General features: G+C 69.2%; 23 protein-coding genes. 18 read left to right on the top strand and 5 right to left on the bottom strand.

The window, feature by feature from the left end; genetic code table 11:
• The first annotated feature begins 81 nt into the window (after positions 1 to 81).
• The 7 genes from ruvC to ACWGSM_RS00245 all read left to right on the top strand — a co-directional run bounded on the left by ruvC (position 82) and on the right by ACWGSM_RS00245 (position 7,899).
• On the top strand, positions 82 to 696 hold the full coding sequence (ruvC, locus tag ACWGSM_RS00275) for a crossover junction endodeoxyribonuclease RuvC (protein ID WP_452321010.1): 615 nt from the start codon (positions 82 to 84) through the stop codon (positions 694 to 696).
• Between the two features lie 9 nt (positions 697 to 705).
• Positions 706 to 1,314: a Holliday junction branch migration protein RuvA gene (gene ruvA / locus ACWGSM_RS00270; RefSeq protein WP_452321009.1), complete on the top strand. Its 609-nt coding sequence runs from the start codon at positions 706 to 708 to the stop codon at positions 1,312 to 1,314.
• Entirely contained in the window at positions 1,307 to 2,338 is a 1,032-nt protein-coding gene (ruvB, locus tag ACWGSM_RS00265; protein ID WP_452321008.1) for a Holliday junction branch migration DNA helicase RuvB, read from the top strand. The genes ruvA and ruvB overlap by 8 nt, the downstream gene beginning before the upstream one ends.
• A gap of 64 nt (positions 2,339 to 2,402) precedes the next feature.
• On the top strand, positions 2,403 to 2,816 hold the full coding sequence (locus ACWGSM_RS00260; RefSeq protein ID WP_452321007.1) for a preprotein translocase subunit YajC: 414 nt from the start codon (positions 2,403 to 2,405) through the stop codon (positions 2,814 to 2,816).
• Positions 2,817 to 2,848: 32 nt separating this feature from the next.
• Positions 2,849 to 4,588, top strand: a complete 1,740-nt coding sequence (gene secD, locus ACWGSM_RS00255; protein ID WP_452321006.1) for a protein translocase subunit SecD — start codon at positions 2,849 to 2,851, stop codon at positions 4,586 to 4,588.
• The gene (secF, locus tag ACWGSM_RS00250; RefSeq protein ID WP_452321005.1) at positions 4,588 to 5,577 is read left to right on the top strand and encodes a protein translocase subunit SecF; all 990 of its coding nucleotides are present in this window, start codon (positions 4,588 to 4,590) and stop codon (positions 5,575 to 5,577) included. The genes secD and secF overlap by 1 nt, the downstream gene beginning before the upstream one ends.
• Positions 5,578 to 5,646: 69 nt before the next feature.
• Complete coding sequence (locus tag ACWGSM_RS00245) at positions 5,647 to 7,899, top strand: RelA/SpoT family protein (protein WP_452321004.1); 2,253 nt, start codon at positions 5,647 to 5,649, stop codon at positions 7,897 to 7,899.
• Here ACWGSM_RS00245 and ACWGSM_RS00240 read toward each other — a convergent pair.
• From ACWGSM_RS00240 to ACWGSM_RS00230, 3 genes are all read right to left on the bottom strand, one after another.
• The gene (locus ACWGSM_RS00240) at positions 7,869 to 8,438 is read right to left on the bottom strand and encodes an SAM-dependent methyltransferase (RefSeq protein WP_452321003.1); all 570 of its coding nucleotides are present in this window, start codon (positions 8,436 to 8,438) and stop codon (positions 7,869 to 7,871) included. The two genes, ACWGSM_RS00245 and ACWGSM_RS00240, sit on opposite strands and share 31 nt — an antisense overlap.
• Positions 8,439 to 8,525: 87 nt before the next feature.
• Positions 8,526 to 9,809, bottom strand: a complete 1,284-nt coding sequence (locus tag ACWGSM_RS00235; RefSeq protein WP_452321262.1) for a DUF349 domain-containing protein — start codon at positions 9,807 to 9,809, stop codon at positions 8,526 to 8,528.
• Between the two features lie 133 nt (positions 9,810 to 9,942).
• The gene (locus tag ACWGSM_RS00230; protein ID WP_452321002.1) at positions 9,943 to 10,242 is read right to left on the bottom strand and encodes a hypothetical protein; all 300 of its coding nucleotides are present in this window, start codon (positions 10,240 to 10,242) and stop codon (positions 9,943 to 9,945) included.
• Between the two features lie 78 nt (positions 10,243 to 10,320).
• Here ACWGSM_RS00230 and ACWGSM_RS00225 point away from each other — a divergent pair, with 78 nt between their 5' ends.
• The 11 genes from ACWGSM_RS00225 (at position 10,321) to ACWGSM_RS00175 (ending at position 21,396) form a co-directional block, all read left to right on the top strand.
• Positions 10,321 to 11,649 carry a replication-associated recombination protein A gene (locus tag ACWGSM_RS00225; protein ID WP_452321001.1) on the top strand — a complete coding sequence of 443 codons (1,329 nt, stop codon included), beginning with the start codon at positions 10,321 to 10,323 and terminating at the stop codon, positions 11,647 to 11,649.
• 171 nt (positions 11,650 to 11,820) lie between these two features.
• Positions 11,821 to 12,450: a 30S ribosomal protein S4 gene (gene rpsD / locus ACWGSM_RS00220; protein WP_313357731.1), complete on the top strand. Its 630-nt coding sequence runs from the start codon at positions 11,821 to 11,823 to the stop codon at positions 12,448 to 12,450.
• An 82-nt stretch (positions 12,451 to 12,532) separates the two neighbouring features.
• A complete protein-coding gene (locus ACWGSM_RS00215) occupies positions 12,533 to 12,721 on the top strand; it encodes a hypothetical protein (RefSeq protein ID WP_071643685.1) in 189 nt (62 codons plus the stop codon).
• Between the two features lie 64 nt (positions 12,722 to 12,785).
• A complete protein-coding gene (alaS, locus tag ACWGSM_RS00210; protein WP_452321000.1) occupies positions 12,786 to 15,446 on the top strand; it encodes an alanine--tRNA ligase in 2,661 nt (886 codons plus the stop codon).
• On the top strand, positions 15,443 to 15,925 hold the full coding sequence (gene ruvX / locus ACWGSM_RS00205) for a Holliday junction resolvase RuvX (protein ID WP_452320999.1): 483 nt from the start codon (positions 15,443 to 15,445) through the stop codon (positions 15,923 to 15,925). The genes alaS and ruvX overlap by 4 nt, the downstream gene beginning before the upstream one ends.
• Entirely contained in the window at positions 15,918 to 17,315 is a 1,398-nt protein-coding gene (gene mltG, locus ACWGSM_RS00200; protein WP_452320998.1) for an endolytic transglycosylase MltG, read from the top strand. Before ruvX ends, mltG begins: the two co-directional genes overlap by 8 nt.
• A 1-nt stretch (position 17,316) precedes the next feature.
• Positions 17,317 to 18,141 carry a shikimate dehydrogenase family protein gene (locus ACWGSM_RS00195; RefSeq protein WP_452320997.1) on the top strand — a complete coding sequence of 275 codons (825 nt, stop codon included), beginning with the start codon at positions 17,317 to 17,319 and terminating at the stop codon, positions 18,139 to 18,141.
• A 4-nt stretch (positions 18,142 to 18,145) separates the two neighbouring features.
• A complete protein-coding gene (aroC, locus tag ACWGSM_RS00190) occupies positions 18,146 to 19,375 on the top strand; it encodes a chorismate synthase (protein WP_452320996.1) in 1,230 nt (409 codons plus the stop codon).
• Complete coding sequence (locus ACWGSM_RS00185; protein ID WP_452321261.1) at positions 19,362 to 19,883, top strand: shikimate kinase; 522 nt, start codon at positions 19,362 to 19,364, stop codon at positions 19,881 to 19,883. The genes aroC and ACWGSM_RS00185 overlap by 14 nt, the downstream gene beginning before the upstream one ends.
• Positions 19,880 to 20,959, top strand: coding sequence for a 3-dehydroquinate synthase (aroB, locus tag ACWGSM_RS00180; RefSeq protein ID WP_452320995.1), 1,080 nt, complete (start codon positions 19,880 to 19,882; stop codon positions 20,957 to 20,959). The genes ACWGSM_RS00185 and aroB overlap by 4 nt, the downstream gene beginning before the upstream one ends.
• Complete coding sequence (locus tag ACWGSM_RS00175) at positions 20,956 to 21,396, top strand: type II 3-dehydroquinate dehydratase (protein WP_452320994.1); 441 nt, start codon at positions 20,956 to 20,958, stop codon at positions 21,394 to 21,396. The genes aroB and ACWGSM_RS00175 overlap by 4 nt, the downstream gene beginning before the upstream one ends.
• A 2-nt stretch (positions 21,397 to 21,398) precedes the next feature.
• Here the strand turns inward: ACWGSM_RS00175 and ACWGSM_RS00170 are convergent, their stop codons facing one another.
• Together ACWGSM_RS00170 and ACWGSM_RS00165 are read right to left on the bottom strand one after the other, a co-directional pair.
• Positions 21,399 to 22,364 carry a DMT family transporter gene (locus tag ACWGSM_RS00170; RefSeq protein ID WP_452320993.1) on the bottom strand — a complete coding sequence of 322 codons (966 nt, stop codon included), beginning with the start codon at positions 22,362 to 22,364 and terminating at the stop codon, positions 21,399 to 21,401.
• Positions 22,361 to 22,930, bottom strand: a complete 570-nt coding sequence (locus ACWGSM_RS00165; protein WP_452320992.1) for a TetR/AcrR family transcriptional regulator — start codon at positions 22,928 to 22,930, stop codon at positions 22,361 to 22,363. The genes ACWGSM_RS00170 and ACWGSM_RS00165 overlap by 4 nt, the downstream gene beginning before the upstream one ends.
• Positions 22,931 to 22,964: the final 34 nt, after the last annotated feature.

The raw sequence follows: 22,964 nt of genomic DNA, 5'->3' as shown, positions 1-22,964 counted from the left end.
GCGGACGCGACTGCGTACGACGGCGAGAGGCCCCGGGCGCGCCTGCGTCCGGGGTCTTCCGCATGCTCCTAGCCTGGGGGAGTGAGCTCTCTGCGCGTCCTCGGCATCGATCCCGGTCTCACCCGCTGCGGCATCGGGATCGTCGACGTCGACCGTTCGCGCCGGGCGTCGCTCGTCCACGTCGGCGTGGTGCGCACGCCGGTCGATGACGACCTGTCGACGCGGCTGGCGGCAGTGGCGGCCGGCATCCGCGCGGCGATCGACGAGCACCGGCCCGCCGCGGTGGCGGTGGAGCGGGTCTTCGCCCAGCACAACGTCCAGACCGTGATGGCCACGGCCCAGGCATCCGGCGTCGCCCTGCTCATCGCGGCGGAGGCGGGCCTGCCCGCCGCCACCCACACGCCCAGCGAAGTGAAGGCGGCCGTCACCGGGTACGGCTCGGCCGACAAGCGCCAGGTGCAGTCGATGATCGCGCGGATCCTGCGCCTGGATGCCCCGCCGCAGCCCGCCGATGCGGCGGACGCCCTCGCCATCGCCCTGTGCCATGCGTGGCGCGGCGGCGCGGCTGCGGCGGCCGCCGGCCCGAGCCTCACCCCGGCGCAGCAAGCGTGGGCCGACGCCGAGCGCGGCGCGCGCGGCCCCTCGCGAACGATGCGGGCCCGTGTCGGTCGAACGGATGTACGACCTGCTCGGTAGGCTGGCGGCATGATCTCGTCTCTGCGCGGCACGGTGCTGCACGCCGACTCGACCCACGTCGTCATCGAGACGGGCGGAGTCGGATTCTCGGTCTTCGTCCCCGGAGATGTGGCGCACACCGCGGTGGTCGGCGATCAGCTGCAGCTGCACACCAGCCTGATCGTGCGCGAAGACGCTCTGACCCTCTTCGGGTTCAGCGACCGCGACGAGCTCGAGATCTTCGGTCAGCTGCTCAGCGTCACCGGCGTCGGGCCGAAGTCCGCGCTGGGTGTGCTGTCGCACCTCACCGTCGATCAGATCGCCGAAGCGGTCACCTCTGAAGACGACGCTCCGTTCCGGCGCGTCTCCGGGATCGGTCCGAAGACCGCCAAGCTCATCGTCGTGCAGTTGGCAGGCAAGGTGACGCCGCGCGTGGCATCCGCTCCCGCCGGTGCACCCGCCACCGCGACCGTCGATCAGGTCGCTGCGGCGCTGGTCGGCCTGGGCTGGTCGGAGAAGATCGCTGCCGAGGCCGCCGCGCAGTCGGCGGAGGATGCCACCGATGCCGAGCGCGAGTCGGTTCCGGCGCTGCTGCGCCGGACGCTCGCCGCGATGGGACCGGGTGCCAAGCGTGGCTGACACCTCACGCGACGCGGGCGAGGCGCTCGACGAGACGGAACTCGCGATCGAGGGCGCGCTGCGGCCCAGCAGCCTCGACGAGTTCGTCGGGCAGCCGAAGGTGCGCGGTCAGCTGCAGCTGCTGCTCGAAGCCGCGCGCATCCAGGAGCGCCCGGCCGACCACATCCTGCTCGCGGGCCCCCCCGGGCTCGGCAAGACCACCCTCGCGATGATCGTCGCGCACGAGAGCGGCCGGCCGCTGCGACTGTCGAGCGGCCCCGCGATCCAGCACGCCGGTGACCTCGCCGCCCTGCTGTCGAGCCTCACACCGGGCGAGGTGCTGTTCATCGACGAGATCCACCGCATGGCGCGCTCCGCCGAAGAGATGCTCTATCTCGCGATGGAGGACTTCCGCATCGACATCATGGTCGGCAAGGGAGCCGGCGCCACGAGCATCCCGCTCGACCTCGCTCCCTTCACGATGGTCGGCGCGACGACCCGCTCGGGGCTGCTGCCCAACCCGCTGCGCGACCGCTTCGGATTCACGGGGCACCTCGAGTTCTACGACGACGACGATCTCGAACGGGTGATCGCGCGCTCGGCGAACGTGCTCGGCGTGCGGCTGCCCGATGACGCCCTCAGCGAGATCGCGCGACGCTCGCGCGGCACTCCGCGCATCGCGAACCGGCTGCTGCGCCGCGTGCGCGACTACGCCCTGGTGCACGGCGGCGGCGCCGCGGCGTCGATCTCCGACGTGCGGTCAGCACTCGAGCTGTACGACGTCGACGCGATCGGCCTCGACCGGCTCGACCGAGCCGTTCTCGAAGCGCTCGTGCTGCGGTTCCGCGGTGGGCCTGTGGGGCTCAGCACGCTCGCCGTCGCGGTCGGCGAGGAGGCCGAGACCGTCGAGAGCGTCGTCGAGCCGTACCTCGTGCGCATCGGATTCCTCGGCCGCACCCCGCGTGGGCGGATCGCGATGCCGGAGGCGTACCGGCATCTCGGTATCAGCCACCCCGACGGCGTGGCATTGTTCGATGACCTATAATCGCTGAAGCTTCCCTGAACCCTTGTGCGCTCATCGGCGTGCGCTCTTCGAAAGGCCCATCCCCATGGAAATCATCCTCTTCGGTCTTCTCGGCGTGATGCTCGTGTTCATGTTCGTGAACACCCGCAAGCGCCAGAAGCAGATGAAGGAGCAGCAGGAGGAGAAGGCCACCAAGACCGTCCCCGGCGTCAAGGTGCTGCTGCAGGGCGGCCTCTACGGCACCGTCGTCTCGTACGACCCGGTGGACCTCGACAAGCCCGCTCAGATCGAGATCGCACCCGGCGTGGTCATCGAGGTGCACAGCCAGGCGATCCTCCGCCTCGTCGAGGAGACTCCGGAGGATGACGTGGTCATCGACGCGCCGGTGACGGACCTCGACGCCGCGCCCGTTCGGGAGCGCACCGACGACATCGAGTCGATCCAGGTCGAGACGCCGGAGGAGACCAAGGCGCGCCTCGAGCGCAACGACGAGAACTGACGCGTCGGCACCTCACTCGAAAGCGGAACTCAGTGGCATCATCATCTCCGACTCGCCACGCGTGGCGCGTCCTCCTCGGCCTGCTCATCGTCACGGCAGTGCTGTTCGGCATCAATGCGCTCGGCGTCTACGTCTTCAAGACGGATGCCGGCAAGCCTGCCAGCTCGTGGGCTCCTGAGCTCGCACTCGACCTGCAGGGCGGAACGCAGATCATCCTCGGCGCCGAGTCGCCCGACGGCGCCGCCCCCACCGAGGACCAGCTCAACCAGGCAGCCGCGATCATCCGTCAGCGTGTCGACGCCTCCGGTGTCGCCGAGGCCGACATCACCACCGAGGGCGGCCGCAACATCGTCGTGCAGATCCCCGGTGCAGCCGACCAGGCGACGCGGGATCGCATCCAGGCCAGCGCCAAGCTCGAGCTGCGCCCGGTGATCCTGGCGACGGATCCTGCGACCTCCTTCGTCGGCGAGGACGGCGAGGAGACCCCGTATCCGACCCCGGATGACGCGCTGAACGCGACGCCCACGGCCAAGCCGACCGATGCGTCCGACCCCAGCTGGGCGACCGAGAAGCAGATCGCCGAGCTGCAGGCCCACGACTGCTCCACCGAGCAGGACTCTGCGAACGCGCCGGAGGACGAGCCGCTGATCGCCTGCGAGGAGAACGGCAGCGCCAAGTACCTTCTCGGGCCGGTGGAGCTCGACGGCACCGTGATCAACGACGCGACCGCCGGACGCGAGCAGCAGAGCGGCCGCTGGACGGTCAACCTCGTCTTCGACGCCAAGGGCACCGAGATCTTCGGCAAGGTCAGCCAGCGACTGAACGCCAACCGCCTCGCGCAGCAGTCGCCGCGCGACCAGTTCGCGTTCGTGCTCGACGGAAAGGTGCTCTCCGCACCGACCATGCAGGCCGTCATCCTCAACGGCAAGCCCAGCATCTCGGGCAACTTCACCCAGGAGAGCGCGAAGGCCCTCGCCGACCAGCTGCGCTACGGCGCGTTGCCGCTCAGCTTCACCGTCGAGAGCTCCGACACCATCTCGGCCACGCTCGGCTCGCAGCAGCTCGAGATCGGCCTCATCACCGGCCTCATCGGCCTGGGGCTCGTCGCACTGTACTCGCTGATCACCTATCGCGCACTCGGGTGGGTGATCATGGCATCCATCGGCGTGATGGGCGTGCTCACCTACATCGTCATCGCCATCCTCGCCTGGCGGATGGGCTTCCGGCTCTCGCTCGCGGGCGTCGCGGGTCTGATCGTGTCGATCGGCTTCACGGCGGACTCGTTCATCGTCTACTTCGAGAGAATCCGAGACGAGCTGAGAGACGGCAAATCGATCGTCGCCGCCGTCGAAGACGGCTGGGGGCGCGCGAAGCGCACCATCTACATCTCGAAGTCGATCAACATCCTCGCCGCCGTCGTGCTGTACGTGCTGGCCGACGCGACGGTGAAGGGCTTCGCGTTCACCCTGGGGCTCACGACACTCATCGACGTGTTCATCTTCGTGATCTTCACCCACCCGGTCATGCAGCTGCTCGCGCGCACCCGCTTCTTCGGCGGCGGGCACAAGCTGTCGGGTCTCGACCCCGACGCGCTCGGTGCCGTCTACCGCGGTCGTGCGCAGTTCCGCGACGTCCGCACCGGTTCGTCCGGGCGCGCCGCCCGCAACAAGGGCGCGCGCGGCGAGGCCGAGAAGCGGCAGACCATCGCCGAGCGCAAGCGCGCTGAGGCCCTCGCAGGATCCAAGGATGCCGGAAAGGACTCCGACGCCTGATGTTCTCCATGAATGAGTTCGGCAACAACCTCTACTCGGGCAAGACCTCGTTCCCGTTCGTCGGCAGGCGCCGACTGTGGTTCATCATCGCGATCCTGCTGGTCGTCGGCTCGGCCCTCGTGCCGCTGGTGCGCCCGGTGCAGTTCTCGATCGAGTTCACCGGCGGCTCGCAGTTCGTCGTGCTCGCGCCCTCGTCCACCGATCAGGGTCTGGCGACCGACGCCGTGCGCTCGGTCGTGCCGAACGCGGCTGCCAAGGTGGTCACGGTCAACAACCGCGACGTGCGGGTGCAGACCGACCAGATGACGCCTAACGAGACGCAGGACGTCAAGGCGGCTCTCGCTGACGCGTACGACGTGAAGGCCGACGAGATCACCGATTCGTTCATCGGACCGGCCTGGGGTGAGAACGTCACCCGCCAGTCGCTGTGGGGCCTGGCGATCTTCCTCGCGCTGACCTTCCTCATCCTGGCGATCTACTTCCGCACCTGGAAGATGTCGGCGGCCGCCATCGTCGGCCTGCTCGACGTGCTGCTGATCACGGTCGGCGTGTACGCCCTCGCCGGGTTCGAGATCTCGCCCGCGGCGGTGATCGGGTTCCTCACGATCCTGGCGTACTCGCTGTACGACACCACGGTCGTGTTCGACAAGATCCGTGAGAACACGACCGAAGACGTGAATCAGACGTCGCGCACCTTCGGGGAGTCCGTGAACCTGGCGGTGAACCAGACGCTGATCCGATCGATCAACACGTCGGTCGTCGCGGCTCTGCCCGTCGGTGCGATCCTGTTCATCGGCTCGCTGTGGTTCGGTGCCGAGACCCTCACCGACATCTCGCTGTCGATCTTCGTCGGCATCATCGTCGCCACCTACTCGACGCTGTTCGTCGCCGCGCCCCTCTACTCGCTGTTCCGCGAGAAGGAGCCCGATATCGTCGCGCACGACGCCAAGGTGCACGAGGCGCGCGAGCGCGCTGTCGCGACGGTGTGATCGCCTCCGCGCGGCCGGCGACGAGCCCGGTCGCGCGTAGGATGATCTGATCGGGAACGGGAGCAGATGATGGCGGATTCGCAGGCGTCAACGCAGGTGTCGAGCCTGCGCCGACTGGTGCCGCGCATCTTCTCGCGCGCTCCCAGGGTCAACGATCTCGACAACCTCATCCGCACCGTCCGTGCGAACCACCCGCGCGGTGATCTGCCCATCATCGAGCGCGCCTACCGGGTCGCCAAGGAGAAGCACGAGGGCCAGCTCCGCCAGAGCGGCGAGCCGTACATCACGCACCCTCTCGCCGTGGCGCAGATCCTGGCAGAGCTCGGCCTGGGGCCGCGCGCCATCGCCGCGGCTCTGCTGCACGACACCGTCGAGGACACCGGCTACGCGCTCACCGAGCTGACGGCCGAGTTCGGTGACGAGGTCGCGATGCTCGTCGACGGCGTCACCAAGCTCGACAAGGTCAAGTACGGCGAGAGCGCGCAGGCCGAGACCGTCCGCAAGATGATCGTGGCGATGTCGAAAGACATCCGGGTGCTGCTGATCAAGCTCGCCGACCGCTTGCACAACGCCCGCACCTGGGGCTTCGTGCCGCCCGAGAAGTCGGCGCGCAAGGCCAAGGAGACCCTCGAGATCTATGCGCCGCTCGCGCACCGCCTCGGAATCCAGACGATAAAGTCCGAGCTCGAGGACCTCTCGTTCGCCGTGCTGCACCCGAAGATCTACGCCGAGATCAACAGCCTCATCGCGCAGCGCACCCCGCAGCGCGAGAAGTACCTGCACAGCGTCGTCGAGTCGATCAACGAAGACCTGCGCGAGCTGCGCATCCGCGGCAAGGTGGTCGGCCGCCCCAAGCAGCTGTACTCGGTGTATCAGAAGATGGTCGTGCGCGGTCGCGAGTTCGACGACATCTACGACCTGATCGGCATCCGCGTGCTGGTCAACTCGGTGCGCGACTGCTACGCCGTGCTCGGCGCGATCCACGCCCGCTGGACCCCGCTGCCCGGCCGGTTCAAGGACTACATCGCCACCCCGAAGTTCAACCTCTACCAGTCGCTGCACACGACGGTCATCGGCCCGTCCGGCCGCACGGTCGAGATCCAGATCCGCACGCACGAGATGCATCAGCAGGCGGAGTTCGGCGTCGCCGCGCACTGGATGTACAAGGAGCGGATGAACGGCGGGAAGGTGGATGCCCGCGCCGCCGACGCCGACATGGCCTGGCTCGCGCACATCTCCGACTGGCAGGCCGAGACGGCTGACCCGAGCGAGTTCCTCGACTCGCTGCGCTTCGAGATCGGCGCGAAGGAGGTCTACGTCTTCACCCCGAAGGGCCGCGTCATCGGCCTGCCCACCGGCGCGACGACCGTCGACTTCGCGTACGCCGTGCACACCGAGATCGGGCACCGCACGATGGGCGCCAAGGTCAACGGACGCCTGGTGCCGCTCGAGACCGAGTTGAAGAGCGGCGACGTCGTCGAGGTGTTCACCTCGAAGAACCCCGACGCGGGCCCCAGCCAGGACTGGCTGAGCTTCGTCAAGAGCACCCGCGCGCGCAACAAGATCCGCGGTTGGTTCACGAAGGAGCGCCGCGAAGAGGCGATCGAGCAGGGCAAGGAGTCGATCGCGCGGGCGATGCGCAAGCAGAACCTGCCTCTGCAGCGGCTGATGAACCAGGAGTCGTTCGCCGAGGTCGCACGTCAGCTGCGTTACGAGGACGTCTCCGGGCTGTACGCCGCGGTCGGCGAGGGCCACGTCTCGACGCAGTCGGTGCTCGAGAAGGTCACCGCCCTCGTCGCCGCCGATGAGGACACCAGCACGGGCGCCATCGAGCTGCCCGGCCTCTCTGCGCCGCGCGAGCCGCGCACGAGCGACTCCGGGGTGCTGGTGCGCGGTGCATCGGACATCCTCGTCAAGCTCGCCCGCTGTTGCACACCCGTTCCCGGTGACCCCATCGTCGGCTTCGTCACCCGGGGCAGCGGCGTCTCGGTGCACCGTCAGGACTGCGTGAACGTCAAGGCGCTCGGCTCCGACCCGGAGCGCTTCATCGAGGTCGAATGGGCGCCCACGACCAAGAGCGTGTTCCGAGTGCAGATCCAGGTCGAGGCCCTCGACCGCTCTGGCCTGCTCTCGGACGTCACCCGCGTGCTCAGCGAGCACCACGTCAACATCCTGTCGGCCACCGTCTCGACGACGGACGAGCGTCTCGCGCTCAGCAGGTTCGTCTTCGAGATGGGCGATTCGGTGCACCTCGACCGGGTGCTGAACGCGGTCCGTCGCATCGACGCGGTCTACGACGTGTACCGCGTCACGACATCCTGACCTGCCCAGCCGGCGAGGATCCGTCGAGCGTGGACGGCGCCGGGGCGTCTGCCCAGCGGCAGCACGCGAGCGCGAACAGCGTCGGCCAGGCCGGGGGAGATGCGCACCAGTGCGTGCAGCCAGATCTCGTCCTCCGTGCTGCGCGCCGAGCTGAGCAGCAGCGACACGGCCGTCGCCTCCGGCGTCTGAACCCAGAGGCCGGCCATCGACACGATGTCCGCGCCTGCCAGCCGCCTCTCGTGGTACATCACGCGCGTCGACGGGCCGATGCGCTGTCGGCCGGCGGTGATCCGCGATACGTGATGCATGCGCGGGGGAGCGTCGCCCGCTCCGTGCACCCAGGCCGCGCTCACCCCGCTCACGGCGGTTCCCGGTGGGACGAGAGAGGACAGGCTCAGGGCTCTCGCGGCCGCGCCTTCGATCGTGTCCGCCGGCATATACCCCTCTCCGACCTCGACGACGTCGCCGTCGAGGCGTGCCGCGCTCAGCTCGGGGAGGCTCAGCCGGTCACCCGGACGGTAGAACAGGGCGGGATACACGCTGAACAGTATGAGCCGTGACGCCCTCGAGGAGGACGCCGCGGCTCATAGTGTGGATAACGGCGGATGCCGGATCAGCTGCGTGAATCAGCCGCCCAGCGCGCTCAGCCAGGAGCGACGCGCCGCCAGGGCCTCGGTGGCCTCCTTGACGGCGCGCTTGTCACCGGTCTTCTCTGCCTCGGCGAGCTCGGCCTCGAGCTTCTCGATGGCCTCGACAAGCTGCGAGCTCATGTCGCCCACGCGGGCCTTCGTCTCGGGGTTGTTCTTCTTCCAGTCGACGTCCTCACGCGACTTGAGCGCCTGCTCGATCGAGCGCATGCGGTCATCGAGCGCGCGCTCCTTCTCGCGCGGGAAGATGCGACCGACCTCGTCCCACTGACGCTGGATGCGCGTGAGGAGGGCGCGTGCGCGCTTGAGGTTCGGCTCGTCGGCGACGGCCTTCGCCTCTTCGAGCAGCGCCTCACGGGCTTCGATCCTCGGAGCCGAATCGGCCTCTTCAGCGGCGGCCTGCTCGGCGCGTGCCGAGTACAGCGCGTCGCCGGCGGCCTTGAACCGGGCCCACAGGGCGTCGTCGGCCTTGCGGCCGGCACGACCCGACGCCTTCCACGCGTCGAGCAGGTCGCGGTAGGCGGGGATGCCGTCGACGCCGCGGGGGGCGAGCGCCTCGGCACGCTCGACGAGACGCGCCTTGGCGTCACGCGCGGTGCGGTGCACGTCGTCGAGTTCGGAGAAGAACGCCCGGCGTGCCTTGTCGACCGTCGTGCGCGCGTCGCGGAAGCGCTTCCAGAGCTGCTGCGCCACGCCCTTGGGCAGGCGAGGTGCGTTCTGCTGGTGCGCCTGCCACGCGTCGAAGAGCTCGGTCATCTCTGCCGTGACCTGCTTCCACTGCACCTTCGACAGGTCGCGGCCGGCGATGGCCTCGGCGTTCTCGACGATCGCGGTGCGCTCGGCGATGGCGGCATCCAGGGCCTGCTTCGCGGCTGCGGACTCCCGTGCCGCAGCGTCGGCGAGCGAGGCGAGGAACGTCTCGATGCGCTCACGGAGAGAGACCAGGTCGCCCACCGCGGCGGCGTCCGTCGCCTCGTTCTTCAGGTGCGTGGCCTGCTTGGTCAGATCGGATGCCGATGCGCCGCCGCTCTGCGCGCGGGTCTCGAGGGTGCCGAGCTTGACGGCGAGGTCGTCGTACTTGCGGGCGTAGTACGCCAGCGCCTCTTCCGGTGTGCCGTCGGGGTACTGCCCGACAGGACGCCAGTCATCTCCCTCGCGCACCTCGACCGTGCCGTCCTCCGTGACGCGACCCCATTCGGCGGCGTCCGAGGCGACCGGCGCGACGGCGGGAGCAGCGGCGGCCACCGGTGCCGCGGCGGGCATCGGCTTGCGCGGCGGCGCCGGAACGGGCGGCCCGGGGACGGGAGGGGTGGGCGTGGGGGCGTCGTTGTCAGACACGATGATCTCCTTGCGCGGTCGCTCCGCGGGAGGGGGAAAGGACGTTGCTCAGCCTAGTTCACTCACCCGGCGTCTGCGTCGGCTCAGGGCTGGGCGTCGCGTCCGGAGAGCTGCTCGCGGACGGGCCGGGAGACGGCGTCTGCGTCGGGGTCGGCTCCGGAGCTGTCACCTGCGCGTGCACCGCCTGACTGGCGAGCGCACCCACGACGATGAACGACCCGACGACCGCCGCCACGATCGTGTCACGCCGGCGACGGCGGACGGTTTTGGCGTTCCACGCGCTGCGGGCCGCATACAGCCGCGCACGCTCGGCGTCGGCACGAGTGCGCTGAGGAGTGCGGGAACCGCGTGCTGCCATGGGTGTCCTCCTGATCGGCTCATGAGCGAGCCTACCCGGGCACCGCCGGGTGTCCGCCCCGCCTACTAGCCTGGACGGATGACCTCCGCGCCCCTCCTGTCGGGACAGACCCCGCTCGCCGTGCGCATGCGACCGGTCTCGCTCGACGAGGTGGCCGGGCAGCAGCACCTGCTGCGTGCGGGCTCGCCGATCGTCGCCCTCGCCGATCCGGATGCCAAGGCTCCCGGCGCGGTCTCCATCATCCTCTGGGGGCCGCCCGGCACCGGCAAGACGACCCTCGCGCAGGCGATCGCCCGCTCGTCGGGGCGCCGATTCGTCGAGCTGTCGGCGATCACCGCAGGTGTGAAGGACGTGCGCGAGGTCATGCAGGAGGCGGTCACGCAGCGCGACCTGTACGGACAGACGACGATCCTCTTCCTCGACGAGATCCATCGCTTCACCAAGGCGCAGCAGGATGCCCTTCTGCCCGGCGTCGAGAACGGCTGGGTCATCCTCATCGCGGCGACCACCGAGAATCCGTCCTTCTCGGTGATCTCGCCGCTGCTCTCACGATCGCTGCTGCTGACGCTCAAGCCCCTCACCGACGCGGACATCGGCGTGCTTCTCGACCGAGCGGTCGGCGATGCGCGCGGCCTCGCCGGGGCGGTAGCGGTCTCGGACGACGCCAGGGCCGCGCTGATCCGGCTCGCCTCCGGCGACGCTCGCCGCGCCCTCACCGGCCTGGAGGCGGCGGCCGCCGTGGCCGTCTCGAAGCACGAGGAGGCCGAGGAGAGCGTCGTCTCCGATGAAGACGTCGCTCAGGCCGTCGATCGCGCGCTGCTGCGGTATGACCGGCAGGGCGACGAGCACTACGACGTGATCAGCGCCTTCATCAAGTCGATCCGCGGTTCGGATCCCGATGCGGCGGTGCACTACCTGGCGCGCATGATCGAGGCAGGGGAGGACCCGCGCTTCATCGCCCGCAGGCTGGTGATCTCCGCCGCGGAGGACATCGGTCTCGCCGACCCTCAGGCGCTGAGCATCGCGACGGCGGCGGCGGACGCCGTCGCCTTCATCGGGATGCCCGAGGGGCGCATCCCTCTGGCCGAGGCGACCATCTACCTCGCGACGACCGCGAAGTCGAACGCGGCCTACACGGCGATCAACCAGGCGATCGCCGACGTGCGTGCGGGTGGATTCGGGCGCGTTCCGATCCACCTCCGCGACGCGCACTACGCGGGCGCGAAGCGCCTCGGGCACGGCAAGGGCTACCGCTATCCGCATGACAGCGACGCGGGCATCCTCGCGCAGCAGTACCTCCCCGACGAGCTCGTCGGGCGCCGCTATTACGAGCCGAAGAACCGCGGTGCCGAGCGCGACATCGCGCCTCGACTGGAGCGCATCCGCAAGATCCTCGATGACCGCTGAGACGCTCAGCCCGATCTGTTAGCATTGACCGGCTCGAAACCGAGTTTTCGGGCATCCCTCTCTCCTGCACCACTTCCCGACGCGCCCCGGCGTGCGCGACGAGAAGGAGGAAGCGAGGCGATACGCCCGTGAGGCGCGAAAGACGCGTCCACGTCACGGAAGGAACACTTCGTGGTCACGAAGTCCCAGGACCGCCGCAAGGTCCGTCTCAGCCGTGCGCTGGGAATCCCGCTCACCCCGAAGGCCGCCCGCTACCTCGAGAAGCGTCCCTACGCTCCCGGTGAGCACGGCCGCACCAAGCGCAAGGCCGACAGCGACTACGCCGTCCGTCTGCGTGAGAAGCAGCGTCTGCGCGAGCAGTACGGCATCCGCGAGAAGCAGCTGCGCATCGCGTTCAACGAAGCCCGCCGCAAGGACGGCCTGACCGGTGAGAACCTGGTCGAGCTGCTCGAGATGCGTCTCGACGCCCTCGTGCTGCGTGCCGGCTTCGCCCGCACCACCGCGCAGGCTCGCCAGCTGGTCGTGCACCGTCACATCCTCGTCGACGGTCAGCTCGTCGACCGCCCGTCGTTCCGCGTCAAGCCGGGTCAGCTCATCCACGTCAAGGCCAAGTCCGAGGCTCTCGAGCCGTTCCAGGTCGCAGCAGCCGGCGGTCACGCCGAGGTCCTGCCCCCGGTTCCGGGCTACATCGAGGTCGAGCTCGACAAGCTGCAGGCACGCCTGGTGCGTCGCCCGAAGCGCGCCGAGGTTCCCGTGACCTGTGAAGTGCAGCTCGTCGTCGAGTACTACGCAGCTCGATAAGACACGGAGTGCCTGAGCCGGTCGACGGCTCGCACGAGAGGCGTCGGGGTTTCCCCGGCGCCTCTCGTCGTAGGATGGAGCGATGAAGAGACTGTCTTGGTTCCTGACCGGCGTGATCGGCGGATTCGTCGCCGCCCATTTCATGAACAAGGACCCTCGCGGGCAGGAGATCTTCGCAGACCTCGACGCCCGTCTGTCTCAGGTCACCGCCGTCATCGGCGACGCGTATCGGCAGCAGGAAGCCCGCCTGTCCGACCCCGCAGACGACTGATCCCGATTCACACTCGCCGCGCGCACCGACGCGGCGCTCCCACGCAAGGAATGCCACGAGCTCTATGAAAACTGCGGAGATCGCGCAGCGGTACCTCGACTACTTCGAGAAGCACGACCACCTCATCGTCCCGTCGGCATCCCTGGTCAGCGATGACCCGTCGCTGCTCTTCACCGTCGCCGGCATGGTGCCGATGATCCCGTACCTCACCGGGGTCGTTCCCGCTCCGCACCCGCGCATCGCCGACGTGCAGAAGTGCATCCGAACCAACGACATCGAAGAGGTCGGTCGCACGGCACGTCACGGCACGTTCTTCCAGATGCTCGGCAACTGGTCGTTCGGCGACTACTTCAAGGAAGGCGCGATCCGCTACGCCTGGGAGCTGCTCACCTCGTCCGAGGCCGACGGCGGGCTCGGCTTCGACGAGAAGGACCTCTGGGTCACCGTCTACCAGACCGACGACGAGGCCGAGACCATCTGGCGCGACATCATCGGGCTCAAGCCCGAGCGCATCCAGCGACTGGGTCGTGCGGACAACTACTGGAACACCGGCCAGCCCGGTCCCGGCGGACCGGACTCGGAGATCTTCTTCGACCGGGGGCCGGCCTACGGCAAGGACGGCGGCCCGGCCGCAGACGACTCCCGCTTCCTCGAGATCTGGAACCTCGTGTTCATGCAGGACTTCGTCGAGAACGTCCGCGGCAAGACCGAGTTCGACATCGTCGGCGAGCTGCCGATGAAGAACATCGACACGGGCATGGGTCTCGAGCGCGTCGCCTTCCTCAAGCAGGGCGTAGAGAACATGTACGAGATCGACCAGGTGCGTCCGGTTCTCGACCGCGCCGTCGAGCTCTCCGGCAGGAAGTACGGCGCCGTCCACGAAGACGACGTGCGCTTCCGCGTCATCGCGGATCACGTGCGCTCGTCGCTGATGCTGCTCTCCGACGGCGTCCGACCCTCCAACGAGGGCCGCGGCTACATCCTGCGCCGCCTGATGCGCCGCACCGTGCGGTCGATGCGCCTGCTCGGCGTCGACGCGTCGTCGTTCCCCGAGCTCTTCGAGGCATCGAAGGATGCCATGAAGTCGGCCTACCCGGTGCTCGAGGCGGACTGGTCGACGCTCTCGTCCGCCGCGTTCGCCGAAGAGGAGACCTTCCGCCGCACCCTCGCTCAGGGATCGACGATCCTCGACCTCGCGCTGGACGACACCAAGAAGAAGGGCGGCGCCACCCTCAGCGGCTCGGAGGCCTTCCTGCTGCACGACACGTACGGCTTCCCGATCGACCTCACGCTCGAGGTCGCCGAGGAGGCGGGGCTCGACGTCGATCGCCCCGCGTTCGACGCGCTCATGAAGGAGCAGCGCGACCGCGCCAAGGCCGACGCGCGCAACCGCAAGCGTCAGCTGGCCGATGTGTCGGTGTATCGCGAGTTCCGCGCGCTGGGCGAGACCGGTTTCGCCGGCTACACCGACCTGCAGACCGAATCCCGGGTTCTCGGGCTGATCGTCGACGGCGCCCCGGCGCAGACCGCGTCCGAGGGGCAGGTCGCCGAGGTCATCCTGGCCGAGACCACGCTGTACGCCGAGTCGGGGGGCCAGGTCGCCGACAAGGGCACGATCGTGGGCGCCGGCTTCGAGCTCGACGTGCTCGACGTGCAGCGCCCGGTGCCCGGCCTGATCGGCCACACCGTGCACGTGGTCACGGGCTCGGTGTCGGTCGATGACCGCGCGACCACCGTGGTCGACGCCGCCAACCGGCGTGCGGCTCGGCAGGCCCACTCGGCCACGCACCTCGTGCACGCGGCCCTGCGGGACACGCTGGGCAAGACCGCGACCCAGGCGGGCTCGCTCAACCGCGCCGGCTACATGCGCTTCGACTTCTCGTGGACGCAGCCGCTGTCGCTGGAGACCCGGTCGGAGATCGAGGACATCACCAACCGCGCGGTGAACGAGGCCCTCGAGGTGACGACCCGCATCGTCTCGCTCGACGAGGCCAAGGAAGCCGGCGCCATGGCGCTGTTCGGCGAGAAGTACGGCGACGTCGTGCGCATGGTCGACATCGGCGGCCCCTGGTCGCGTGAGCTCTGCGCCGGCACGCACGTGGCGACGAGTTCCGAGATCGGGCTGGTGAGCCTCGTCGGCGAGTCGTCGGTCGGGGCATCCAACCGCCGTATCGAGGCACTTGTGGGGCAGGACGCCTTCCGCGAGCTGGCCGCCGAGCGTACCGTCGTCTCGCAGCTGACCTCGGCTCTCAAGGCGCCGCGCGACCAGCTCGGCGCCCGCATCGAAGAGCTGCAGGCGAACCTGAAGGCCGCCGAGAAGCGCATCGCGCAGTTCGAGGCGAAGGAGCGCCAGGGCCGGGTTCCGGCTCTCGTCGAGGCCGCGTCGCAGGTCGGCGGCTACCGTGTGGCATGCGCCTCGCTCGGTGAGGTCGGCTCGGCGGATGACATCCGCACCCTCGCTTTGAGCGTGCGCGAGCGTCTCGGCTCCGACGCGGCGGTCGTGGCCTTCGGCGGCATCGTCGCCGGCCGGCCGATCGTCGTGGTGGCGACAAACGACGCCGCCCGCGGTGACGGCGCGAAGGCGGGTGCCCTCGTGCGCATCGCCGCCGGCATGCTCGGCGGTGGCGGCGGTGGCAAGGACGACGTCGCTCAGGGCGGGGGGACGGATGCTTCGGCTCTGGACGCCGCGCTCTCGGCGATCGTCTCGGAGCTCGGCGGAGCGTGACCGGCTTCCGCCGCGGAACCCGCATCGGGATCGATGTCGGGAAGGCGCGCGTGGGCGTCGCCCGGTGCGATCCCGACGGCATGCTGGCCGTGCCGGTGGAGACCGTGCCGCGCTCGGGTGCGTCGATCGACCGCATCCTGCAGCTCATCGCCGAATGGGAACCGGTGGAGATCGTGGTGGGTCTGCCCGTGAACATGCGCGGTGCGGAGACGCTGTCGACCGCGGATGCACGCGGCTTCGCTGAGGAGCTGCAGCAGCGTTCCGGCCTCGACGTGCGCATGGTGGACGAGCGACTCAGCACTGTCAGCGCCCACTCCGCTCTGCGTGCTTCCGGGCGAACGCAGAAGAAGTCTCGTAGCATTGTCGACCAAGTGGCCGCAGTGGTGCTGTTGCAGCATGCCGTGGACACCGAGAAGAGCACCGGAATGCCCGCCGGTGCGTTGATCCCCTCTGCCCAGGAGCCGCCCCGCGATGTCTGACCCGAACGATCGCAGATCCGACTCGCTCGGCGAATTCTTCGACAACGTTCCGACGGCTTCGACGCCGCTGCCCGAGCGCGCCGCCCGCGACGAGCCGGCGCCCGGTTCGCGCCGAGCGCTGCGTCAGGCGGCCGCTCGTGAAGCAGCGGAGCAGGGGTCGACGCCAGGGGAGACCCCAGAGCGCGGGAACCCCGCCGAGCAGGCGGTGATGGAGCCGACGGCTATCGAGGCGGCGGCGACCGAACCGGCGCAGCCGGGACAGGACCACCCGTCCCTCGACGCTCTGTTCTCCCCTGAGGCTGCGACCCCCGTGCCCCGCAAGCGGCGCGGCCGCGGCTGCCTGGTCGCCCTGATCGTGCTGCTGGTGATCGGCGGCATCATCGCCGGGGCGGGCGTGTGGGTCTACAGCACCTACCAGAGCCAGATCGACGACATCATGGGCTGGGGCGAGCCGAAGGACTACGAATCGGGCATCGCCACGGGCGAGGCGTTCGTGACGATCAAGAAGGGCGACACCGGGTCGCCGGTGTCGACCGCGCTGTTCCAGGCGAAGGTCACCAAGACCGACCGGGTGTTCTACGACTACCTGATCGAGAACGAACCCAACGCCACCTTCTACCCCGGGGTGTACAAGCTCCAGCAGAAGATGACGGCGGCGGCGGCGTTGAAGGCGCTGGCGAACCCCGAGAACCGCATGGCCAACACGGTGCGGATCGCCGAGGGCAGCACCGTCGCATCGTCGCTGCCGCAGATCGCCGAGGGAGTCGGCATCCCGATCGAGGACCTGCAGGCCGCCGTTCAGGATCCCGCCGCGTACGGCGTCTCCGCGCAGAACCTCGAGGGCTGGCTGTTCCCGGCCGTCTACACGTTCGACCCCGGGTCGACCGCGAACGACGTGATCGCCGCGATGGTCGATCGCACCCGCGAATCGCTGTCGAAGGCAGGCGTTCCCGCAGAGGACGTGCAGCGCGTGCTCACGATCGCCTCGATCATCGAGCGCGAGGCGCGCACCGCGGACTTCCCGAAGGTGTCGCGCGTCATCGCGAACCGCGTCGCCGACGGCATGATGCTGCAGATGGACTCGACCGCCCAGTACGGGTACGGCGAACTGCACGCCGGCAAGGCGAGCACCTCGGAAGCCGCCCAGCACGACGACAACCCGTGGAACACGTACGTGATCACCGGGCTGCCGGTCACACCGATCGCCAACGCGGGCGACGCCGCCATCGACGCGGCCATGCACCCGGTCGACGGTCCGTGGCTGTACTTCGTCACGATCGACATGTCGACCGGTGAAACCCAGTTCTCCGAGACGTACGAGGAGCATCAGCAGGGCATCAAGAAGATGCGCGCGTGGTGCTCGGCGCATCCCGACTACACGGGCTGCTGACGTGACCGGGCGCACCCGGCTCGCCGTCTGGGGCGACCCGATCGGCCACAGCCGCTCACCGCAGCTGCACACCGCGGCCTACCGGCAGCTGGGTCTCGAGTGGACCTACCAGCGCCGTCAGGTCGACCGGTCCGGATTCCTCCCCGCACTCACCTCGCTCGACGACTCGTGGCGCGGACTGTCGCTGACCATGCCGCTGAAGGAGGTCGCGCACGACGCAGTCGACGAGCTCGACCGTCATGCGGCCCTCACCGGCGCGGTGAACACCCTGCTTCTCGGCGAGACCCTGCGCGGATTCAACACCGATGTGGGTGGCATCGTCGACGCCTTCACCCACGCCGGGGTCGCCGAGGTGCGACGCGGGCGCATTCTCGGGGCCGGAGCCACCGCGGCATCCGCGCTGGTCGCGCTGAGCGACCTCGGTGCGATCGAGGTGGAGTTCCGCGCCCGGCGTCCGCAAGCCGCCGACCGGCTCCGGCCGACGGCCGAGGCACTCGGGGTGCAGCTGCGCGCCGTGGACTTCGCAGCTCCCGCATCCGACGTCGACGCGACCGTCGCGACGCTGCCGAGCGGCACGGTGCTCGACGCCGAGATCGCGATGCCCCTCGCCGCCGTCGGCGGCACGCTCTTCGAGGCGGCATACGCGCCGTGGCCGTCGGCACTGGCAGCGCTCTGGCCTTCATCCACCGTCATCTCCGGCTTCGAGATGCTGCTGTTCCAGGCCGTCCGGCAGATCCGCATCTTCCGTGACGGCGACCAGCAGCGCGAGCTGCCCGACGAAGCCGTCACAGTCGACATCATGCGGTCGGCGGGCATGGGAGACTAGGGCAATGCTCCGCGTGCTCACTGCCGGCGAATCCCACGGCCCCGAACTCATCGCCATCGTCGAGGGTCTGCCCTCGGGTGTGACGGTCACGGCCGAGGCCATTCAGGCCGACCTCCAGCGTCGCAAGCTCGGCTATGGCCGCGGCTCGCGCATGAAGTTCGAGCAGGATGAGCTGACCATCTCCAGCGGCGTGCGCCACGGCCTCACCCTCGGCAGCCCGATCGCACTGCGCATCGGCAACACCGAGTGGCCGAAGTGGACCGAGGTGATGAGCCCGGCACCCACCGAGCTGACCGAGAAGTCCCGCGGACGGGGAGCGGCGCTCACCCGCCCGCGGCCCGGTCACGCCGACCTCGTCGGCATGCAGAAGTACGACTTCGACGAGGCGCGACCGATCCTCGAGCGCGCCAGCGCCCGAGAGACCGCCGCACGCGTCGCCCTCGGCGCGGTGGCCCGCTCGTTCCTGTCCGAGCTCGGCATCCGCCTGGTCAGTCACACCCTCTCGATCGGTCCGGTGCGAGCGCCGGAGTACGCGGCGCTGCCGACACCCGACGACGTCGACGCACTCGACGCCGATCCGCTGCGGTGCTTCGACGCCGAGACGTCATCCCGCATGGTCGCCGAGGTCGACTCGGCCCGCAAGGACGGCGACACGCTCGGTGGCATCGTCGAGGTGCTCGCCTACGGCCTCCCGCCGGGGATCGGCTCGCACGTGCACTGGGACCGCCGGCTCGACGGCCGCCTCGCGCAGGCGCTGATGAGCATCCAGGCGATCAAGGCGGTAGAGGTCGGTGACGGTTTCGAGACGACGCGCCGCCGCGGTTCTGCCGCCCACGACGAGCTGTTCGCCGCGAACGACGGCATCACCCGGGCATCCGACCGCGCCGGCGGCATCGAGGGCGGCATGAGCACCGGCACGGTGCTGCGCGTGCGGGCCGGCATGAAGCCCATCGCCACGGTGCCCCGTGCCCTGCGCACGGTCGACGTCGCCTCCGGCGAGACCGCCACGGCGCACCACCAGCGTTCCGACGTCTGCGCCGTGCCGGCGGCAGGTGTCGTCGCCGAGGCCATGGTCGCCATAGAACTCGCGAACTCGCTACTCGAGAAGTTCGGCGGCGACAGCATTCGCGAGACACGACGCAACCTCGAGTCCTACCTGGCGGCGATCCCCGAGTCGCTGCGCACCGCACCCGCATCCGAGGCGGCACTGGTCGCCCATGATGAGCTCGTCTGATCAGCCGCTGACCCTCGTGCTGGTGGGCCCGATGGCAGCGGGCAAGACGAGCGTCGGCCGCAAGGTCGCCCGGCTGCTCGACGTGCCGTTCATCGACACCGACAAGCGCATCGCGGCCGAGCACGGCCCGATCCCGGCGATCTTCGCCGCACACGGCGAAGCGCGCTTCCGCGAGCTCGAGCGCGAGGCCGTCGCGGCGGCCATCGCGGAGGGCGGTGTGGTGTCGCTGGGCGGGGGCGCGGTGACCGACGCCGAGACCCGTGCCCTGCTGCACCGGCACCCGGTCGTCTTCCTGACCGTCACCGCAGAGGCCGTCGAAAGGCGCATCAGCGGAGGCAGCCGCCCGCTGCTGACCGGCGAGGAGAACCCCGTGGAGAGGTGGCGCACCATCTTCGACCAGCGGCGAGGGTGGTACGAGGAGGTCGCCGACCTCACCGTCGACACATCACGCAGACCCATGCGGGCATTGGCGGAGAAGATCGCCGCCTGGAGGAGGAAGCAGCCATGACCACCACCACGATCAGCGTCTCCGGACACACGCCCTACGACATCACTGTGGGGCGGGGCATCCTCGACCGCGTGCAGTCGGCTCTTGACCCCGCGGTGCGCAAGGTGCTCGTCGTGCATCCGCCCACCCTCGGCAAGCGGGCGGCCGAACTGCGGGAGCGACTCATGTCGGACGGCGGTCTCGAGGTGCTGCTCGCCGAGATCCCGGATGCCGAGGCCGGCAAGCGCATCGAAGTGGCGGCGTTCTGCTGGCAGGTGATGGGCCAGGCAGACTTCACCCGCACCGACGCCGTCGTCGGCTACGGCGGCGGGTCGGTGACCGATGTCGCCGGCTTCGTGGCGGCGACCTGGCTGCGCGGCGTGCAGGTCGTGCAGGTGCCGACCACCGTGCTCGGTCTGGTCGACGCGGCCGTAGGCGGCAAGACGGGCGTGAACACGGCCGAAGGCAAGAACATGGTCGGGGCGTTCTGGGCGCCGCGGGCTGTCGTCGGCGATCTCGACGAGCTGCAGACCCTGAGTGCGAACGAGGCGACAGCGGGATACGCAGAGGTCGTCAAGGCAGGGTTCATCTGGGCGCCGGAGATCCTCGACATCATCGAGGCCTCTCCCGAGCGAGCAGTCGATCCGACGACCGACGAGTTCCGCCGCACGGTGGAGCTCGCGATCGACATGAAGGCGAAGGTCGTCTCGGACGACTTCCGTGAGGCTGGCCTGCGCGAGATCCTGAACTACGGCCACACGCTCGGACATGCCATCGAGCACGCCGAGCGCTACCAGTGGCGCCACGGTGCGGCGATCTCGATCGGCATGATGTATGCCGCCGAGCTGTCGCGTCTGGCCGGTCGGCTGTCGGATGCCGGTGCCGATCGGCATCGCACCGTGCTCGAGTCGCTCGGGCTGCCGACGACCTACCGCGCCGGCGCCTGGCAGCAGCTGCTGGCGACCATGCAGCGCGACAAGAAGGCGCGCGGCGGGATGCTGCGCTTCATCCTGCTCGACGACATCGCGAAGCCGACCGTCGTGCAGGCGCCGGACGAGTCGCTCATGTTCGCCGCCTACCAGGAGATCGTCGGATGACCGAGACCCGCCGGATGATGCTGCTGAACGGCCCGAACCTCAACCTGCTCGGCACGCGCGAGCCCGACGTCTACGGGATCGCGACGCTCGCCGACGTCGAGCAGCTCACGGCGACAGCCGCGGCCGACGCCGGGTACGAGCTGCGCGCGCTGCAGAGCAATCACGAGGGCGTGCTGATCGACGCGATCCACGCGGCTCGCGAGGACTGCGCGGCGATCATCATCAACCCCGCCGGGCTCACGCACACCTCGGTGTCGCTGCGGGACGCTCTGACCGGCGTCGGCCTGCCGTTCGCCGAGGTGCACATCTCCGACGTGTACGCCCGAGAGAAGTTCCGGCACTTCTCGTACCTCCAGGACGTCGCCGCCGTGCGCGTGGTCGGCGAGGGAGTCGACGGCTACGCGCGCGCCGTGCGGGAGCTGGCCGCCCTGCTCTGATCTCAGCCGCCCGGAACGGACGGGCTCGCAGATTCGGACGGGCCCCGACGGCTGATCCAGACGGCATCCGGAACGGGATCAGCGTTGGTGGGTGCGACAGCCAAGATGACGAGCGCGCCTGCGATGGTGAGGAGGCCGACCCACCCGAGAGTGGTGAGACGCTCACCGACGACAAGGACGGCAAGGACCGTCGCGATCGCGGGTTCGATGAGGGTGACCGTGGTGGCGGTGCTTGCTCGCACTTTGGTGAGGCCGTATCCGAACAGCAGATATCCGAGGAACATCGGCACGAGCGCCATGTAGGCGGTGACGGCAATGTTCTGACCTGAGTCGAGAAGCGAAGCGCCGGTGAGGACGAGGACCGGCAGAAGAAGAAGGCCACCGCCGCCGAACACGGCGCCCATCGACGCTCCGCGGCTGGTACCTCCGCTCATCAGCCGGTGCGATGCCCAGGAGTAGGTGGCATAGGTGATGCCGGCCACCAGACCGAGTGCGATGCCCAGAACCGTGTGGAATGCAGAGCTGGCCTCGTCCTCGATCTTGGCTACGCACAGAAACGTGCTGCCGAGTACGCCCAGCGCCGCGGCAAGCATCCACCACCGGCTCAGAGGACGCCTGTCCACAACCCGTTCCAGGATCCCGGAGGCGAGCGGAGCGGAGGCGAGCGACACAACCGAGCCGACCGCGACCCCGGCTGTGTGCATGGAGCTGTAGAACACGAGGGGATAGATCGCGACCGCCAGCGCGCCGATGATCACGATCCATCGCTGGTCACGCAGTGCCTCCCACTCGGCTCGCAATGCGGGCACGGCGATCAGCGCCTGCAGGAGCCCGCCGATCCCCAACGCCGCAGACCCGATCGCGAGAGGACCCACACCGGGCGCAAACGTCGCCGCGGTCCCGGTGGTGCCCCACAGCACGGACGTGACCGTGATCGCTGCGAGTCCGGACAGACGCCCACGGTTCACAGAGCAACCAGCAGGCGTGTGGCGAGCTGCTTCGCGTGCTCGAGTCGCTGGGAGCTGCCCTCCAGCCCCGCGCGCGCCATCGCACCCTCAAGAAGGAATGAGCAGTGTTCCGCCAGCGCGCGAGCTTCAGAGGGCGAGGTCAGCTCGCTCAGGTGATCGGAGAGGATCTGCTCGACCTGCGCCTTGTGTCGTCGGACGGCACCACGGCCCGGCGACCCCACCGGAAGCTCCGCCGCAGCGTTCAACAGCCCACAGCCGCGGAAACCGTGCTCGTACCCGATCTCCGCGTGATCGATATAGGCGTCGAAGACAGCGACAACGCTTCGCTTCGGACCGGCACCGTCTCCAGCTCGCGCCATGTAAAGCGCAAGCCACTCGTCGTGGCGGGCCTCGATGTATGCCAACACCAGTTCGTCTTTCGATGTGAAGTTGTTGTAGAGACTCATCCGCGCCACCCCGGCCGCGGCGGTGATCGCGTTGATACCCGTCGCCGCGATCCCGTCTGCGTAGAACAGACGCGACGCGGCATCCAGCAACTTCGTCCGTACGGTGACCTCGCTCGGCATCCACGACCCTCCTCTAGGTAGATCAGTCTACCTA

This window comes from Microbacterium sp. NPDC055521, assembly GCF_053619695.1.
This window is presented reverse-complemented; position numbering and strand designations above follow the sequence as displayed.

Bases quoted from the DNA above. Each gene is read 5' to 3' on its own strand.
- ACWGSM_RS00235 (WP_452321262.1), bottom strand. From the start codon at position 9,809: ATGCCCGCCGCGGCACCGGTGGCCGCCGCTGCTCCCGCCGTCGCGCCG.
- ACWGSM_RS00230 (WP_452321002.1), bottom strand. From the start codon at position 10,242: ATGGCAGCACGCGGTTCCCGCACTCCTCAGCGCACTCGTGCCGACGCC.
- ruvA (WP_452321009.1), top strand. From the start codon at position 706: ATGATCTCGTCTCTGCGCGGCACGGTGCTGCACGCCGACTCGACCCAC.
- ACWGSM_RS00215 (WP_071643685.1), top strand. From the start codon at position 12,533: ATGAAGAGACTGTCTTGGTTCCTGACCGGCGTGATCGGCGGATTCGTC.
- ACWGSM_RS00245 (WP_452321004.1), top strand. From the start codon at position 5,647: ATGGCGGATTCGCAGGCGTCAACGCAGGTGTCGAGCCTGCGCCGACTG.
- ACWGSM_RS00185 (WP_452321261.1), top strand. From the start codon at position 19,362: ATGAGCTCGTCTGATCAGCCGCTGACCCTCGTGCTGGTGGGCCCGATG.
- ACWGSM_RS00175 (WP_452320994.1), top strand. From the start codon at position 20,956: ATGACCGAGACCCGCCGGATGATGCTGCTGAACGGCCCGAACCTCAAC.
- mltG (WP_452320998.1), top strand. From the start codon at position 15,918: ATGTCTGACCCGAACGATCGCAGATCCGACTCGCTCGGCGAATTCTTC.
- ACWGSM_RS00225 (WP_452321001.1), top strand. From the start codon at position 10,321: ATGACCTCCGCGCCCCTCCTGTCGGGACAGACCCCGCTCGCCGTGCGC.
- secF (WP_452321005.1), top strand. From the start codon at position 4,588: ATGTTCTCCATGAATGAGTTCGGCAACAACCTCTACTCGGGCAAGACC.
- alaS (WP_452321000.1), top strand. From the start codon at position 12,786: ATGAAAACTGCGGAGATCGCGCAGCGGTACCTCGACTACTTCGAGAAG.
- ACWGSM_RS00165 (WP_452320992.1), bottom strand. From the start codon at position 22,930: ATGCCGAGCGAGGTCACCGTACGGACGAAGTTGCTGGATGCCGCGTCG.
- aroC (WP_452320996.1), top strand. From the start codon at position 18,146: ATGCTCCGCGTGCTCACTGCCGGCGAATCCCACGGCCCCGAACTCATC.
- aroB (WP_452320995.1), top strand. From the start codon at position 19,880: ATGACCACCACCACGATCAGCGTCTCCGGACACACGCCCTACGACATC.
- ACWGSM_RS00260 (WP_452321007.1), top strand. From the start codon at position 2,403: ATGGAAATCATCCTCTTCGGTCTTCTCGGCGTGATGCTCGTGTTCATG.